The organism is Lacihabitans sp. CS3-21 (genome assembly GCF_024343675.1).
Classification (GTDB): Bacteria; Bacteroidota; Bacteroidia; order Cytophagales; family Spirosomataceae; genus Leadbetterella.
Genome location: NZ_RJUD01000019.1, coordinates 52,007 through 68,614, shown reverse-complemented (window position 1 = coordinate 68,614; position 16,608 = coordinate 52,007). Strand labels below are relative to the sequence as shown.

General features: G+C 38.8%; 15 protein-coding genes. 7 read left to right on the top strand and 8 right to left on the bottom strand.

Translation table 11 applies throughout. The features are described from left to right. Positions 1-632: mechanosensitive ion channel family protein (locus EGI24_RS12200; RefSeq protein ID WP_255048696.1), on the top strand; the 632-nt coding region annotated here is incomplete at its 5' end. 62 nt (positions 633-694) lie between these two features. Here the strand turns inward: EGI24_RS12200 and EGI24_RS12195 are convergent. The 4 genes from EGI24_RS12195 to EGI24_RS12180 all read right to left on the bottom strand — a co-directional run bounded on the left by EGI24_RS12195 (position 695) and on the right by EGI24_RS12180 (position 5,900). Further along, a complete protein-coding gene (locus EGI24_RS12195) occupies positions 695-2,935 on the bottom strand; it encodes a CocE/NonD family hydrolase (RefSeq protein ID WP_255048695.1) in 2,241 nt (746 codons plus the stop codon). Between the two features lie 341 nt (positions 2,936-3,276). Continuing rightward, positions 3,277-4,035 (bottom strand): malonate transporter subunit MadM, encoded by a 759-nt coding sequence (gene madM / locus EGI24_RS12190; protein WP_255048694.1) that lies wholly within the window; start codon positions 4,033-4,035, stop codon positions 3,277-3,279. A gap of 3 nt (positions 4,036-4,038) precedes the next feature. Continuing rightward, the gene (gene madL / locus EGI24_RS12185) at positions 4,039-4,398 is read right to left on the bottom strand and encodes a malonate transporter subunit MadL (RefSeq protein WP_310586083.1); all 360 of its coding nucleotides are present in this window, start codon (positions 4,396-4,398) and stop codon (positions 4,039-4,041) included. Next, entirely contained in the window at positions 4,398-5,900 is a 1,503-nt protein-coding gene (locus EGI24_RS12180) for an acyl-CoA synthetase (RefSeq protein WP_255048693.1), read from the bottom strand. Before EGI24_RS12180 ends, madL begins: the two co-directional genes overlap by 1 nt. Before the next feature lie 439 nt (positions 5,901-6,339). Between EGI24_RS12180 and EGI24_RS12175 the strand changes: the two genes are divergently transcribed. Both EGI24_RS12175 and ffh read left to right on the top strand, forming a co-directional pair. Continuing rightward, positions 6,340-6,723, top strand: coding sequence for a hypothetical protein (locus tag EGI24_RS12175; RefSeq protein WP_255048692.1), 384 nt, complete (start codon positions 6,340-6,342; stop codon positions 6,721-6,723). A 135-nt stretch (positions 6,724-6,858) separates the two neighbouring features. After that, entirely contained in the window at positions 6,859-8,175 is a 1,317-nt protein-coding gene (gene ffh, locus EGI24_RS12170) for a signal recognition particle protein (protein ID WP_255048691.1), read from the top strand. A gap of 58 nt (positions 8,176-8,233) precedes the next feature. Here the strand turns inward: ffh and EGI24_RS12165 are convergent, their stop codons facing one another. From EGI24_RS12165 to EGI24_RS12155, 3 genes are all read right to left on the bottom strand, one after another. Beyond that, positions 8,234-9,139 carry a PE-PGRS family protein gene (locus tag EGI24_RS12165; protein ID WP_255048690.1) on the bottom strand — a complete coding sequence of 302 codons (906 nt, stop codon included), beginning with the start codon at positions 9,137-9,139 and terminating at the stop codon, positions 8,234-8,236. 62 nt (positions 9,140-9,201) lie between these two features. After that, on the bottom strand, positions 9,202-10,236 hold the full coding sequence (gene hemH, locus EGI24_RS12160; protein ID WP_255048689.1) for a ferrochelatase: 1,035 nt from the start codon (positions 10,234-10,236) through the stop codon (positions 9,202-9,204). Beyond that, positions 10,233-10,964: a hypothetical protein gene (locus EGI24_RS12155; protein ID WP_255048688.1), complete on the bottom strand. Its 732-nt coding sequence runs from the start codon at positions 10,962-10,964 to the stop codon at positions 10,233-10,235. Before EGI24_RS12155 ends, hemH begins: the two co-directional genes overlap by 4 nt. A gap of 135 nt (positions 10,965-11,099) precedes the next feature. Between EGI24_RS12155 and EGI24_RS12150 the strand changes: the two genes are divergently transcribed. After that, positions 11,100-11,255 (top strand): hypothetical protein, encoded by a 156-nt coding sequence (locus tag EGI24_RS12150; protein WP_255048687.1) that lies wholly within the window; start codon positions 11,100-11,102, stop codon positions 11,253-11,255. Positions 11,256-11,313: 58 nt separating this feature from the next. Here the strand turns inward: EGI24_RS12150 and EGI24_RS12145 are convergent, their stop codons facing one another. After that, the gene (locus EGI24_RS12145) at positions 11,314-13,206 is read right to left on the bottom strand and encodes an amidophosphoribosyltransferase (protein ID WP_255048686.1); all 1,893 of its coding nucleotides are present in this window, start codon (positions 13,204-13,206) and stop codon (positions 11,314-11,316) included. A gap of 239 nt (positions 13,207-13,445) precedes the next feature. On the opposite strand from EGI24_RS12145, the gene EGI24_RS12140 reads away from it, so the two are divergent. From EGI24_RS12140 to EGI24_RS12130, 3 genes are all read left to right on the top strand, one after another. Continuing rightward, on the top strand, positions 13,446-13,862 hold the full coding sequence (locus tag EGI24_RS12140; RefSeq protein WP_255048684.1) for a hypothetical protein: 417 nt from the start codon (positions 13,446-13,448) through the stop codon (positions 13,860-13,862). 18 nt (positions 13,863-13,880) lie between these two features. Beyond that, positions 13,881-14,357: a group 1 truncated hemoglobin gene (locus EGI24_RS12135; RefSeq protein WP_255048683.1), complete on the top strand. Its 477-nt coding sequence runs from the start codon at positions 13,881-13,883 to the stop codon at positions 14,355-14,357. A 293-nt stretch (positions 14,358-14,650) separates the two neighbouring features. Next, positions 14,651-16,447: a hypothetical protein gene (locus EGI24_RS12130; protein WP_255048682.1), complete on the top strand. Its 1,797-nt coding sequence runs from the start codon at positions 14,651-14,653 to the stop codon at positions 16,445-16,447. The last annotated feature ends 161 nt before the right edge of the window (positions 16,448-16,608 follow it).

Sequence of the window (16,608 nt, the reverse complement as noted above, 5' to 3'; positions counted from 1 at the left end):
TATTTGGCATCGCTCTCAAGATAGCCATATTGTTAATGGCCGCTGGCATTGCGGGTTTTGATACTTCAGCACTGGTGGGTATGTTGGCTGCCGCCGGTTTTGCGGTGGGGTTGGCTCTTCAAGGTGGCTTGGGCAACTTCGCCTCGGGTATATTGATCCTCATTTTTAAACCCTACAAAGTGGGCGACTGGATAGACATTAACGGCAAGTTTGGCAAAGTGGAGGAGATTCAGATATTCAATACTATCCTCGTCACTCCTGGCCACAAAACCCTGATTATTCCCAATGCCCAAGTGACCTCCCAAATCGTAACCAACTACTCCAAAAAAGGATTCATCCGGCTAGAAATAGACATACACATGCCTTATGAGGAAAGTTTCCCAAAGATCAAAGGCATCATAGAGCAAGTGCTCGAAAAAACTCCTTTGGTACTAAATGAACCCGTACCACAAATTGGCATCGAAACTTTCGATAACTTTTTTGTAAAAATCAGTGTAAAACCCTACGTTAAGCCTGACGATTATTGGGATGTGACCTATGACATCAGGTCCCGACTAAAAGCAGCTTTCTCAGCAAATCACATTACAGTAACCTACCCAGAGTCTGTCCGTCAAGGAGAAATTGGAGGGTAATTTGTTAAGGTGATAATTAGTTAATTTGCTAATGGGTTAATGATGTAATGGGTGCTTTTGACTCAATATTTAAATACTGGAATTTTTATAAAACTGTCTGCGTACCACTTGATTTGGAGTGGCACCTTAGCGTCTTTTATGGTTTCGGTGCTAACCTCTTTACCAGTTCCATAGTTGATTTCCCAATCGAGGTTTTTGTTGATAGATAAAACAACCGCCAGCCTACTTCCCGCACCGATGGTCTTGGAAGTAAAAAATGAATCCTTAATGCTCAATGTTTCTTTTTTATTTGGGATTAAAAGCTGCCTTTTCTCTCTGTTTTCAATAAAACTGGCCCTTTGAAGGGAGTAACTTAGCCAATGCAGTCGACCGTCAGGCAGTATTTCGTACAGATCGACCCTGATGTCCATGTCTTTTTTGTTGATACAGGCTTTGAGCTTACCCAGAAATTCTCCGTTGACATCAAAGGCCTTAGAAAATGGCTCAGAAACAAACCTAAGAGCATTTTCATTTCTAAAAACGCTGTCGATTACTAAGGCTTCGCCAAGGAGCTTTAGTTTGGAGGAGTCACTTCTGTCTGCAAAATCTATTTCATGTTTGATGTATTCGCTGGCTCCCCCAGTTTTCATATCTAGCTTATAGTGGTCCTGTTTTCTTGTATTGGAGAGGTAAATTGTGAGGGTATCGTTGTTCATTTTCGACAGCTGAGGCAAATGCCTCCACGCATTTTTACCCATCACCTCAATATTCACTTTGTCTTTCAGGATTTCTGGTCGTGGTTTATTTTTGAAAACAAAATCAAACCACTCAAAAACCAGGTTGGTGATGTTCAATTTGGCTACTGAATCTATCGCATAACCGCCCAATTTTGCGGAGGGCGAAGCTTGTGCCCCAAAATGATCGTATGGACCTAGCAATAAATAATGGTTGGCTGATTTATTGAGCTTGAGGTGTTTATTATAATAGTACATGGCACCACGTTGGTCGTCGTCATAATAGCCAGATATGGTCAATACAGGAATATTTATCCTTGAAAATTCCTGATCATTTGGTGTCATATTTTTCCAAAAGCTGTCGAACTTTGGATGATCCACCCACCGCTGAAAAATGGTGTTAGGTCTGCCATCTAAGGAATCCAAAGATCTGAAGCTTTTCCCGCTTATGTACCATTTTTTTGCCAGAGCATGCCAATAGGCTTCATTGTTCATTTCGGTCATGTCAACGCCCTTGTTGTTACCAACAAAATGTATCCATCTCAGCATATAAGTCATAAAAATATTGTTGGCCATCGGATAGTCAACTCCCACTCCTACAGATACTTGCGGTACAAAGGTTTTTAGGGCTGGATGCAAGGTTTTGGCTGCAGCCCACTGTGAAAAGCCCAAATAACTTCCTCCATACATACCCACTTTGCCATCACTCCATGGCTGTTTGCTAATCCAATCAATGGCATCATAGGCATCCTTGGCATCATGCTCAAAGGGCTCAATATCCTGTGGACTTAGCGATTTCCCTCTGGTATTTACCACTATACCCACATATCCTTTTTCTGCGGCAAGCTTGGCATCAGCTTTGTCTCCAGGGCCGCTATAGATGTTAAACATCAGCACAGTGGGCAATTTTTCGAGTACATCTTTTTTGCGAGCAATGGTGGCGTGGAGCAAGGCTCCATCTCTAGTTTTAATCAAAAGGCTGTCTTGGATATCATATTTTTGATTTTCTACTTCGGCCAAAAAAGAAGCCACGGGTTTTAACACCTGACTATAAACCACATAAGCGGCATAACTGCGACAAAGCATTATGCCTTCTTCTTGAGAAAGATTACCATTTTTCAATAGGTCAAAAAACCCTTTTCTGATGGGAGCAATATCGGTGGAAAAATAACTCTCGGCTTCAATTTTTTCAACGTCTTTTAGTTTTGCATATTCTTTTTTGAAAACCTCCAAGTAGTGTTCAGCAAAAGCCTTATCTGATTCTTCATTGAGGGTTTTCAAAAAGGTATTAAATTGAAAGCCAATCCCATTGCTGGGTGTATTTTCTTCCTTTGCTATAAATTCTATAAATCCAAGAAGGGTTTTTTCGGCTTTATCATATTCTCTGGCAGCAATATGTAACCTAAAAGCCCTATTCAATTCTTTTTCAGAAGTAGGATTTGGCAAGTCTTTCAGAATGTTTTTGGCCAAAGCGGCTATTTCCCTTTGGATGGATAAACTGTCGTTGCTATTAGAAATTTGGAAGGGGTAATTTTGTCCAAAAGAAATATTCGAAATTAAAAGTAGACCAAGTAAAATTCTCAGTGTCATTAAGTTTTTTTTTCACAAATAAATAAAAATTTGCGTGTGTATTCAAAAACTGTGGACAATAAAAAGGAATGTTTTATCCTGCGGTAAGCAGTAGCTTAAAAGGAAGATCTATCAAAATTCTTATAAGAACATATTTACTATACAAACTATTGTTTTTCAACAACTTAAGTATATACATTTTCTTATAAGTGGCTGTTGACTTATTGTAATATTTGAAGTATTTTTCAAAATGAGCGACGCTTTATGAAAAGAATATGTGCCAGCACGGCACATAAAGTATGGAATTTAGGCGTGTTGCTAATGCGAAATTTAAAAAAAGAAAATTCTAGGATGGTTAATGATTATAAAACCCAACCCAACACCAAATAAAACAAAGAAGGACAAAGCAAACAACCCAAACCTGTATAAAAGGTGGCCGTAACTGCTCCATATGGCACCAGAGCAGGGTCTGTGGCCGCCAAACCCGCCGAAACGCCGGAGTTGGTACCCATCAATCCGCCAAAAGCCATGGCCGCAGCGGGGTTATTTAAGCCTACTCTTTTGGCCAAAAGTGGCGTAAGAATAGTCACCAAAATGGCTTTTAAAACACCAATGGCAATACTCAAAGCGATGACGTCGGAGCTTGCTCCCAAGGCCGCTCCCGTAACCGGCCCAACAATGTACGTGCAGGAGCCCGCCCCTATGGTACAAAGACTTGCGGCATCCCGAATGCCCCAAATCCAAGCCAAGGCCACCCCAAAAACAAAGAAAAAAACTATCCCAAAAAGCAAAGAAACCAAACCCAGCCATCCGGCTTTTTTCATGGTGAGGTAGCTAGCACCCATAGCGGTGGCCACAATGGTAAAATCTCTGAACATAGAACCCCCAAAAGTGCCAACGCCCTTCAGAAAGGGTAAATCAGAAAGGCCTTTTTCGCCATTGGTCATGATTCCTCCAAAATACGCCAAAATCAATCCCGCCAATATGGCTATGGCCGAACCCGGCAAATAGCCTTTTAGGACTTTCTTAGAGAATACTTCAGAAAGAAAAGCAAGTACACCAATGACCAAAAATCCTACTATGAGGCCGTTTTTATCAATAAAATTCTCAAAAATCTCCATAAATTATTTTTGGCTAAGTTTGATCAAATATGGCAAAGTAAAAAAACCGGCAACCACAGGCACCACCCCAACCAAGACAGCCAAAAAACCACTAGAGACGGCCACTTTCACATTTTGAGAAGCACTCATGGCGATGATGACTGGAATGTACATTTTGTTCCAAAAATCTACCCCCTTTTCAAATTCAACATCGAGCCAACCTTTTTTCTGTAACCATTCTTTGCAAAGCAGCAGTATAATCATCGCAAAGCCCACTCCGCCAACATTGGCCTTTACGCCTAAAAATTCGCCGAGATACTCGCCACAAAGCTGACCCGTAAGATAAGAAAAGGCCAGAATGGCCACGCCGTAAATGATCATCATCAAATATTTTTAAAGAGTTCTTTAACATCATTTTTGGTCACTTTACCCATGGCGTTTCGAGGCAACTCCTCCACTATCAGATATTTACGGGGAGTTTTGTAAGCAGGCATCATGCCACGCATCCATTCATTGAGTTGCTTCAAATCTAAAGCTTTATTCCGAACAACAATACCTGCAACCACCAACTCGCCCCATTCATCGTCAGGAATACCCACCACAGCACAGTCGTTCAGCTGTGGGTGTTTTCGCAAAACTTCTTCTATCTCCAGTGCAGATATTTTGTATCCACCCGACTTGATAATATCTACCGAATCACGGCCCAAAATACGATAATAGCCATTTTCTACCACGGCCACATCACCTGTTTTAAACCAACCGTCTACAGTAAATGCCTTTTCGGTAGCTTCCGCTTTTCCCCAATATTCTTTAAAAACATTGGCTCCTTTTATTTGTATTTCGCCTGGAACTTCCTCTTTTTCAATCACTCCGTTTTCATCTATTAATCTCACAGAAACACCCGGGAGAGGTTTTCCGATATAGCCTGCTTTTCGCTCTGCGTCATAAGGATTGCTGATACCCATGCCGATTTCGGTCATGCCGTAGCGTTCTAACAAAGTATGACCCGATATTTGCTGCCATTTTTCCATAACTGAAACAGGCAAAGCGGCCGAACCCGACACCATCAACCTGAATTTATTAAGATTTTCAGTAATGGCTTGCTTTTCCATTTCAGCCAGATTATCCCAATAGGTTATCAATTTAAAATAAATGGTCGGCACGGCCATAAATACATTGATTTGACCTTTTGCAAAAGCCTCAAATACTTTTTCTGGACTAAATCCATCTAAAAACTCCACTGTAGCACCTGACCACAAGGCACAAGAAATGACATTAACAATGCCATGGACATGGTGCAAAGGCAAAACACAAATGGTATGATCTGAAGAAGTCCATTGCCAAGCATCTACCAAAGTGCTTATTTGAGCTTCCAAATTGTCATGAGTCGTAACTACACCTTTTGGCAGACTGGTAGTGCCGCTGGTATAGAGTATCATCGCATTTCTATCAGTGGTGATGTCAGGCAAAACACTAGTCCGGCTATCAATTTCTATTTCATTTGAAAAATCTGAAGACTTATAAAAAATGAATGTTTTTGCATGGAGCAAAGGCTTCAGAATTTCTTCATATTCAGGACCTGCAATCACGATTTCAGCAGCTGTATCTTCTAATACATACTTTAAAGAAGGCAAAGGATACGTAATACAAAGCGGCACGGCCACACCACCCGCACGCCAAATGCCCCACTGAAAAGCTACATATTCAAAGCCCGGTGAAACCATGAAGGCCACTCGTTTTTGGTGTAGGTCGGCTTCGCCATTCAGAAGTATGTTTGCTATTTGTACTGATTTTGATTGTAAATCAGCATAAGAAAATGCTTCACCTTTATCTAAAATTGCACATTTATCTCCAAAATTTTCAGAGTTTAATATTAATTGAAGCATTTCTAAAAGATATATTTCCGGTTACAAAAAAGATTCTTACAATAAAATCCACCTAAAACACAAATGTAGTTTCAGAAAAATGCTTAAAAAAATTTCTACTAAAAAATGATTTATAACTATTCAAATAATTAATTTACTGCTGTGTACGAAGCATCCTATCTTTTTCTTAAAATCCTCCAAGAGGCCAAATTAAGCCTATATTAATAAGCATTGTAAAATTCTACCCAATGCTTGCACTATTCTGATAAGCATGGTATTATTCCAATATTTTCATGGCATCCTGTGAAGAACTTTCAATTTTGGTCTTTTAGGTAATTGACACGTATTCAATTTGTTCTGTACATTTGCAACATCAAAGGTTTTCTAGAACGGTAGATTTATTCAAGTACAAAAACAAGATTTAAATTTTTATCAAATTAGAAAACAAACAAAGAAAATTATGAAAAAGCTTATTTTAACAGTTGCAGTTTTGATGGGAGTATCAGCTGCTAACAACACTTTCGCCAACGACAATTTCAACGGTATCAAAATCGTTGAGATCAATGCTGAAGCTACTGACCTTCAGGTAAAGGCTTTCAAAGGCCTTAAGTTCCAATTGACCTTAGACAATCTCGACAAAAAAACATATATAGCTATCAAAAACGCAAGTGGTGAAGTATTCCACAGCGAATTTGTTTCAAAAACAGACGCTTACAGCAAGCTATATGACCTTTCTGCTTTGCCAGATGGTGAGTATTTTTTCGAAGTAGTAACAGGAAAAGAGAAATTAGTGAAAAACTTCCAGATAGCTACAAACGTAACAAGAACTGCTACTGCTCAGTAATAGTTTAGCGTTGTAGCCGAATCTAAAAAACCTTTGAAGAAAAACCCAAGTTAACCTAGCTTGGGTTTTTTATTTATTTAATATTTTGAGCATTTTTTTTCTTAAATTTGCACCTCAATTTCTAAATAAACAGGTATGTTTCAGAATCTTCAGGATAAACTCAACGGTGCATTTAAAACCCTCAAAGGCAAAGGGCGTATTACCGATGTAAATATAGCCAGTACTGTAAAGGAAATCCGACGGGCCTTGATGGATGCTGACGTAAACTACAAAGTAGCTAAAGACGTTACGGACAGGGTAAAACAAGAAGCTCTTGATCGTAAAGTAATGATAGCGGTGGAGCCAGGGCAACTTTTTGTAAAAATTGTTCAAGAGCAATTGCAAGACCTCATGGGCGGCATGGCTCAAACTGTAAACCTGAAAGGCTCACCAGCCGTAGTTTTGATAGCTGGACTTCAAGGTTCGGGTAAAACTACTTTTTCAGGAAAATTTGCGGCTTATCTGAAAAAACAAGGCAAACAAGTGATGTTAGTAGCCTGCGACGTGTACCGTCCGGCGGCCATCACACAGTTGCAAGTTTTGGGTGAGCAGATTGGCGTAGAAGTATATGCAGAACCCGACAATAAAGATGCAGTTTCGATAGCCAAAAATGCGGTAGCAGCGGCTAAAGTCAAAGGGAAAAGCATCGTAATTGTCGATACAGCTGGTCGTTTGGCGGTTGACGAGGTCATGATGACCGAGGTTGAAAATATCAAAAAGACCATTTCTCCATCTGAGATTCTATTTGTGGTGGACTCCATGACGGGTCAGGATGCGGTAAATACGGCCAAGACTTTCAACGAACGCCTTGATTTTGATGGCGTTGTACTTACCAAGTTGGACGGTGACTCACGCGGTGGAGCGGCCTTATCAATCAGAACGGTGGTTGAGAAGCCTATTAAGTTTATGAGTACGGGAGAGAAAATGGAAGACCTTGACATTTTCCACCCTGATCGTATGGCCAGCAGAATCTTGGGCATGGGTGACGTGATATCGTTGGTAGAAAGGGCCCAGCAGGCTTTTGACGAAGACGAAGCTAAAAAGATGAACAAGAAGATGCGTGAGAACAGTTTTGATCTCAACGATTTTCTTTCTCAGTTGGAGCAAATCAAAAAAATGGGTAACATCAAAGACGTGATGGGTATGATACCAGGTATGGGTTCGGCAGTAAAGGACCTCGACATCAGCAATGATTCGTTTAAGCCTATAGAGTCTATCATAAAAAGTATGACTCCTAAAGAGCGTGAGCTGCCAGATCTTATAGACGGAAGCCGCAGAAAACGCATTGCAGGTGGTGCAGGAAGGACCATTCAAGAAGTAAACAACCTTTTGAAGCAGTTTGACCAAATGAAAAAAATGATGAAGAAATTCAACAAAATGAGTCCAAGCGGTAAGTCAAGAATGTTTGGCTGATTTTGAAAGAAGCTATATTATTAAAGCCGTTTAGAGAATTTCTCCAAACGGCTTTTTTTTATTTTTTTGAATAATAATAAAGTTTGGGAGCCACTGGTAATCCACCTCGCTCGCTAATGGTATAATAGCCTTTTGCCTGATAGTCCCAACAAATTGATTCACCTTGATTTTCTTGTAAATAGGGTGCTCCAACGTCTCTGTTACGTGAAAGTGCTTGAAAAATGGTCTCGTTGGTTTTTAGTTTCCAATAAAAAACTGCAATGTAAGTTTTCAATAATATTTCGTTACCATCTGCTGAAATGTCTCCACCTACTATTCCCCAATACGGTATCGTTCCTAAAAATTCTGCCTCAAAAGGTTGATTTACTGGTTGTGGGTATTTGAGTCTAAAAACCTTTACATTCAACTCATCTTTTGTAATAATATACAAATCCTTTGTTTTTGGGTCTAATAACAATGTCTCTGCGTTATTGGAGGCGTTATTGGGATAAAAATACTGAATGGCATCCACTTTCTCTACGAAGTTCACACTTGAATTGGGCTCTTCAAACCTATAAATGGTGTATTGCTTATTGACACCTCCATTATTATCCCCAATATCTGCTGCATATATATAACTTTTCCCAACTTCTGGACCAGCCCCTGTGGCCATGTCTTCCCAGTCTCGATTTTGTCCATTAATATTTATAAATTTCTGATAAGATCCATCTTTTGAAAACACATGATATCCTGCCGATGCCTCACTGTCTTCAATTATAAACAAGCTTCCAAAATATAACCTTGAGGGTGCAATTCCAGAAGCCTCATTTGTTTTGTCTAAAGGTGTGTCAAAGACCTGAGGAGTGACATTAAAAGAGGTTGTAGAATCTACAGGAGTAGGTTTTGGTTTATCGCCACCACTACCGAACAGAAAACAAGAATTTAAACTTACACTTATGAGGACAAAAATCAATAATCTCTTCAAAACTTCTATTTCTTTATTTTGGAAACGCAAAAAAGATACCTTTCGCAAAACTTTCTGTAAATTTATTTTTGGTGGCTGTTTTCCAAAACCAATTCTTCTAGCAAATTAACCCAGTTTTCTGAATCGTTAAGACTTTCTACCAAATCCCATTTTTCGCCACCGTGTTCCTCAAAAAGCTCTTTGTATTCGTCGCCCACTTCTATGGTAGTCTCCAAACAATCAGATACAAAAGCAGGAGAAAAAGCCAATACACTCTTTATACCTTTTTTGCCAAATTCTTTGATAACGTCATCGCTATATGGCTTAATCCAAGGTGTTTTGCCCAGCCTCGACTGAAAACTAGTGGTGTAAGTACCTTCTTTCAGTCCCAATTCTTTTACCAAAAGTCGGGTGGTTTCAAAACACTGAGCTCGGTAGCAATGCTGGTTTTTCTCAGTGATATTGTCACAACAAGTACCAAACTTACAAACATTGTGACAGTCGCCTTTGGTTATTTGTCGCTCAGGTATGCCGTGATAAGAAAACAGAAAATGCTCATAATCAAACTTCTCCATGTGTTTGCGGGCATTGGCGGCAAATCCAGCTATAAATTTTGGATAATCGTAAAAATTATTCACGATTTTTATTTCAGGTATCACCAGCCATTTTGATACAATCTCCATTACTTTTTGATACACCGAACCAGTAGAAGCAGAAGCATAATGAGGAAATAAAGGAATAACAATCAAATCTTTAATCCCTGATTTTTGAAACTCATCTAACTTTGACTGGATGGATGGATTCTGATACCTCATAGCCAATTTTACAATATATTGGTCACCCAATTTTGTTTGTAAATCACGCTCATTAGCTAGGCCATAAATTTTAAGCGGAGAGCCGTTTTCAGTCCACAATTCTCTATAAATTTTGGCCGATTTAGGTGATCTAAACGGAGCTATAATGGCATTAACCAACAACCAACGAGGCACAGCAGGGATGTCCAACACTCTCTCGTCCCAAAGAAATTCTCTCAAATATTTTCTAACATCCGGCACACTGGGTGAATCAGGCGTTCCTAAATTTACCAACAATACGCCTGTTTTTAACTCTTTACTCACTTTATTAATTCTGGTTTTTTAAAATCTGTAAAAACACTTTCATCAAGTTTTTGATAAACAGCAATGTCCGTCAACTTCCTTTCTCCTCTATCTCCAGAAAGCAATAGTTTGCCATACATTTTATAATCTTTCCAAGGCATTGTAAATCTTGGTTTTTCATCGGCAAAATTAGAAAAATGACTCCACTGTGTTATCAGGTGTGATTTCTTGTCGAAATAAATCCAATATTTGTTATTTGGAGTTACGCCAACTTCTTTAAAGGTCATTTCCAGATATTCGGCTTCATTTCCATCCGCTGTTTTGGCATCACCCAAATATTTCAAACTTACGCCCGGATCACTGAGTTTCCAAGGCATTACCAGCCAATAAGAGTGGTTTATCCAGATTCTCTTGGCTTCTTCCAAGAACTTGTTCAGACTATCAGGATGAGTTTGCTCAACCCCTTTTTTCCAAATTTTACCCGTCTTGTGGTTGATATTGAGAATATATACGGAATTCTCTTTCAAAAAGTCTATTCTTACACGGCTTTTGTGTTTGTCCCAAGTCAATGACTGGTTTCCAAAAAAAGTCCAATGAATGTATCGGGTCTTATCGTAGTTTTTTTGACCTCCCATAGCCTCCAAAACTTTAGATTTTAGCGATTCTACGTCTTGTGCCCGCAGGTCGGTCATGCAAGCCAATAAGAATATGGCCAAAGAGATTTTTTTTAGAAAACTGAATTTTGTCATATTTTATGTTATTTAAAATGATTTATTTTATTGTCTCAAAACAAGCGAATACCTTAGAATAAAAAACTAAAATTTGTTTTGCGAATTTTCGCTTACTACTTAATTTTGAATTTAAATTTGACAAACTATAGCATCATGGAACAAATCACCAACATATTTGAAAACACCAAAAATCAAACTTCACTCGGTATAAAAGATTGCCTGAGGTTAATTGGTTTAAAAGAGCTCACAGCCAACATTTATGCTGTACCAAAGGGCAAAAAGCCTAAAAACGAACTTTTGCCTGCGTAATCATTCTTAGAATACTCAAGTTAATACAGCAAAAACCTCCTAAGGGAGGTTTTTGTTTTTAATATGCTCTTACCAATTTGCCTTCCATAAAATTGATAAAGGCTTTATTTACTACTTTATTTCCTCCAGGAGTAGGATAATCGCCCGTGAAATACCAATTGCCCAAATGGTTAGGACAAGCTTTGCTAAGATTTTCTACCGTTTGATAAACCACCGCTACTTCGGCAGAAATGCCCTCTGGTCTAATAATTTGAGCAATTTTGCAAGAAATATCTTCATCAGAAAATGGCTCAAACAATGATTTTACAAGATTTTCTTTGTGCAACTGTCCATTTTTTTGCAATTCAAGACAAGCATTATACACTTCTTCTTTTTTGTACTCAATGCCACGCTCTTTGAGCAATGCCAACATTGCTCTAAACGCCACAAACTCCTTGACTTTCGACATATCTATACCGTAACAGTCTGGGTAACGAATTTGTGGGGCTGAAGAAACAATTACAATTTTTTTAGGACCCAGTTTATCCAAAAGCTTCAAAATGCTCTTCTCTAAAGTAGTTCCTCTTACTATAGAGTCGTCAATGATTACCAAAGTATCTACTTTTTTGCGTATAACACCGTGGGTCATTTCATACACATGCGATACCATTTCAGAGCGGTCGTCATCATTGGTGATGAAGGTACGGAGCTTCACATCTTTCGATACCAATTTTTCAAATCTTGGCTTGAAGTTGAGGATTTTGTCCAACTCCTCGTCATTCAGTTTGCCAGACTTTATCCTTTCCTTACGCCATTCGGCCAAATGATCTTCAATGCCTTCTACCATGCCATAAAAAGCAGGCTCAGCAGTGTTTGGGATATAAGAGAATACTGTATTTTCTAAATCATAATCTATTTCTTTCAATATCTGAGGAATCAACAAACGCCCCAGTGTTTTTCTTTCCTGATAAATATCTGGATCAGAACCTCTGGAGAAATAAATCCTTTCAAAACTACAAGCCTTTCTTTCTACCTTAGGCAAAATATTAAACTCCCCAAACTCGCCGTATTTATCTATGATGAGGGCACTTCCAGGAGAAATCTCTACTATTTGATCATATTTTGCTCCAAAAGCCGCTTTGATCGCTACTCTTTCTGATGCAACAACAATTACTTCATCATCGTACCAATAATAGGCTGGGCGAATACCTGCTGGGTCTCTCACGACAAATGAAGCTCCAAAACCTGTGATACCTGCCATGGCATATCCACCATCAAAATCACGACACGAACGGTGCAATACGCGTTGCATGTCCATGTTATCTTCTATGATGTCGCTGAGAGCAGGGTTTTCGTATATTCCTTTAAAACGCTCAAAAACTCTTTGATTTTCTTCATCCAAAAAATGTCCGATTTTTTCCAAAACCGTTATCGTATCTCCTTGATCTTTGGGATGTTGACCCAAATGAACGAGTTTCCTAAACAACTCATCGGCATTGGTCATGTTGAAGTTACCGGCACACACCAAGTTGCGGCTTCGCCAGTTACTTTGGCGGAGCATAGGGTGGCAATTTTCAATTTCGTTGCGACCGTGTGTTCCATATCTCAAATGCCCCAAAAACACTTCTCCTGAAAAAGCAATGTTCTTTTGCAGCCAAGCGGCATCCTTCATTTTGTCGGGGTTGCTTTTCTGAACTTCGAGATACTTGTCGTTGATTTTTTTGAAAATATCCACCACTGGACGGTTTTCAACTGAACGGTAACGGCTGATGTAGCGGCTACCTGGAGGAACTTCTATTTTGACATTGGCCACACCTGCACCGTCTTGACCGCGGTTGGTCTGTTTTTCCATCAAAACATACAGCCTATTGACTGCATAGAGAGGTGTGCCATATTTCTCGATGTAATATTCGAGAGGTTTTCGGAGCCGAATGAGGGCAATGCCGCATTCATGTTTGATAGCGTCGCTCATAATATTTTTGGAGGTGTGCAAACCTAAAATTTTGCACGTTTTTTTTAGACTGCAAAGGTCAAAATATTTACTATCAGGTGCAAGATAAAACTCAAAATATTTATTGAGTAAACAAGGCAATTAAGAAAACAAAAATCCCTTTGGAAACAATAGTATACTGTTTAGACAAAATATTATTTCAAAAAATTCAATCTAAAAATTTATTAAATCCGTAACTGAATCAAATTTCTACTAATAAAATGAAAAAAGGAATAAAAATTACACTTTACAGTTTCGCCGCTATTTTTCTAGGCCTGCTGGTTTACGCCAATTGGCAACCAAAACCGCTACATGCCTATGCCAAAGACGCACAGCTGAGTATTTATCAACTCAAAAAAACAGCTACTGAGCAAGATTTGGAGAAAATCAATAACAAGTTAGAAAAAGTCCATGGTATTTCTGCAGTAGCTGGTAACACACAAAGCCAGATATTGACTGTTGTCTTTCACCCAAATGAAATATCTGAAAATGATGTTAAAGCCTGGTTGGTTAAAGAGAACATTGACTTCGAAAAAGCGGATTTTACAATTGATGGTCCTCCAGCGGCAGAATGTCCTGTGCCACATGCGTATATCATGGGTTTTCAAAAAATTAAATATGCATTAAATTTTCGTTAAACATAAAACAAAACAATTATGAAATTGGTAAAAATTTCGGTGATAGCCTTGGTGCTAGGAATGATGATGACCTCATGTAAAGAGGAAGAGGAGATGGTGGCTACCCCAACACTGTATGAGCGATTGGGCGGTGTGAATGCCATTTCGGCCGTGGTAGACGAGTTTATTGGTAGAGTGGCTGCGAATCCTGACATGGTGCGGACGTTCCAACCATTGTTGACAGAAGTTGGACAAAAAGGAGCTGCCTCGCCAAAGTTAATTGCTTTGAGACAAAACCTTATAGACCAAATTGGTGAGGCATCAGGTGGGCCACAAAAATACATGGGCAAAGACATGGTTACGGCCCACAAAGGTATGATGATAACAGAAGTTGAGTTTAACTCATTGGCAGGCAATCTTTCAGGAGCATTGGACAAATTCAGCGTGCCAGCTACTGAGAAAAACGAATTATTAACGGTAATCGGTAGCTTAAAACCTTCAATTGTAGGGAAATAATTTAGATAGGGAAATAGTTAAGTGAACACCTTCAAGCATTGCTTGAGGGTGTTTTTTTTTAAAATAAATTACTCAAAATCGAAAAAGCTTCTTAAAATAATCCATAACCTATCATAAGTCATTTTTTAGGAAATACAGGAAATATACTTTTACGACAGAAACTGGTGAAGTGTAAATACACATCAGAGCCAGCCAAATTGTTGATTGATAACCAAAAAAAAATTCCTTTTCAGTTAATATGCCTTGGACTCGCAAGTCTTTGCGGCTGGGCATAATCTTAAAAAACTACAATTATGACAGCACATTCATTTCATGTACCTGTTATGGGTTTGGGCTATACTGTTGAAACCCCAGCCAAAATCGCTCATTATGGCATTTCTTCTGTAATTTCTATCGTAGAAGACAACCTCATCGAAAAAATGAGAAAGATGTACTACGAAAGCGAGCAAATGCCGTATCAAGAAATCACGCTTAAAGACGAAGACTACAGAGCTAAAAGGATTACTTCCTATTTGAATGTAATCAAGCAAGTGGTTGATGCCAATTTTGAGCGTTTAAAAAGTCAAAAATTTGAGGACGAAACTGAGCTAACACAATACTTTGAGCTATTACCTGACCATGCCGACTTGAAAATATTATATTTTGAGATGTTGGATGCCAAGGACTCTGAAAAACCGAAACTTGAGTCTGAGTTAAAAGCCAAAATGGTCAAAGGTTCAATTGATGTGAACATAATGACCAAACTTGACAAGTTTAATTATGATAAAAATGGTGAACAATTGGCCCCAGAATACTGCGATGCCATGGCTGCATTGCGTGGATTTGCTCTTTCTGATTTAAATTCAGGAATTGTTTTTTCTGCAGGAATGAACCCACGCTTGTTTAGTTATTGTACCTCATTCCCCGATTTTTTCCCAGACGAAAATAGCCATTTCAAAAAACAGATTATATTAAAAGTGAGCGACTATCGCTCTGCACTGATCCAAGGTAAATTTTTGGCAAAAAAAGGTCTTTGGGTGTCCGAATTTAGAATTGAGTCAGGCTTGAATTGTGGTGGACACGCTTTTGCCTCAGGTGGAACATTGTTGGGCCCAATCATGGAAGAGTTTAAAGACAAAAAACAAGAACTAATAGCCGAACTAAAGCAAATTTGCGAAAAAACTTGGACAGAAATGGGATTGGAGAATATCAATCCTACACTGAAAATTACCGTTCAAGGTGGTGTAGGGACAGCCAATGAACACAATTTCCTTTTGGAACATTACCAAGTAGATAGTGTAGGTTGGGGAAGTCCATTTTTGATGGTTCCTGAAGTAGTCAGCATTGACAACGAATCGCTTGACCTATTGGTAAATGCAAAAAAAGAAGACTACTACCTAAGTGATGCTTCGCCGTTAGGTGTTCCATTTAACAATGTAAAAAATACTTCTTCAGAATTGTTGATTCAGACAAGAATGGACAAAAACCGTCCAGGCTCGCCTTGTTACAAGAAGTTTTTGCAGTTTGATACCGAGTTTACTAAAATCCCGATCTGTACAGCTTCTAGAGAATATCAAAACTTGAAAGAGTTGCAAATGAAACAACCTGAAACGCCTGAATCAGTCATAAAAAAAGGTGAAGAAACACTGAAAGTAAAAGAATGTCTGTGTGAAGGTTTGGCTGCTTCGGCTTTAATGGCCAACGGTATTCAACCTGACCGCAAACTTACGGCTGTTTCGATATGCCCTGGACCAAATTTAGCCTATTTTTCAGGTATATTTTCGATGAAAAGCATGATTGGGCATATCTACGGAAGGGAAAATCTTTTGAATAGTTTAGAACGCCCTCACATGTTTGTAAACGAACTAGAATTGAATGTAAAATACCTAAAGAATCAAATTAAGAAGTTTACTACTGAGACAATAGATCAACAAAATAAGTATGTGGAGACTTTTAAAAACAATCTTTTTGAAGGTATAAATTATTACAAAGAATTGGCTGAAAGCATGAAAACTGAGACGGTATCTTTCATTGCAAAAATGAAGAACGATTTAGCCGAAATTGAAGAAGAATTGTTTGAAATTACCATCAGAGAACCAGAATTGGTTTAAAATATTCTATTCACCATGCACCTCCAAGCCTCTTTTCATTACCGGGAAGAGGTTTTTTCCTTTTGCTTGTTTGCACACGGATTAACTCAGATTGCAAACGGGTATAATTATACTTCTTGATAACTATTTCCAATGACTAACAATAAAAACCATAAAGATCT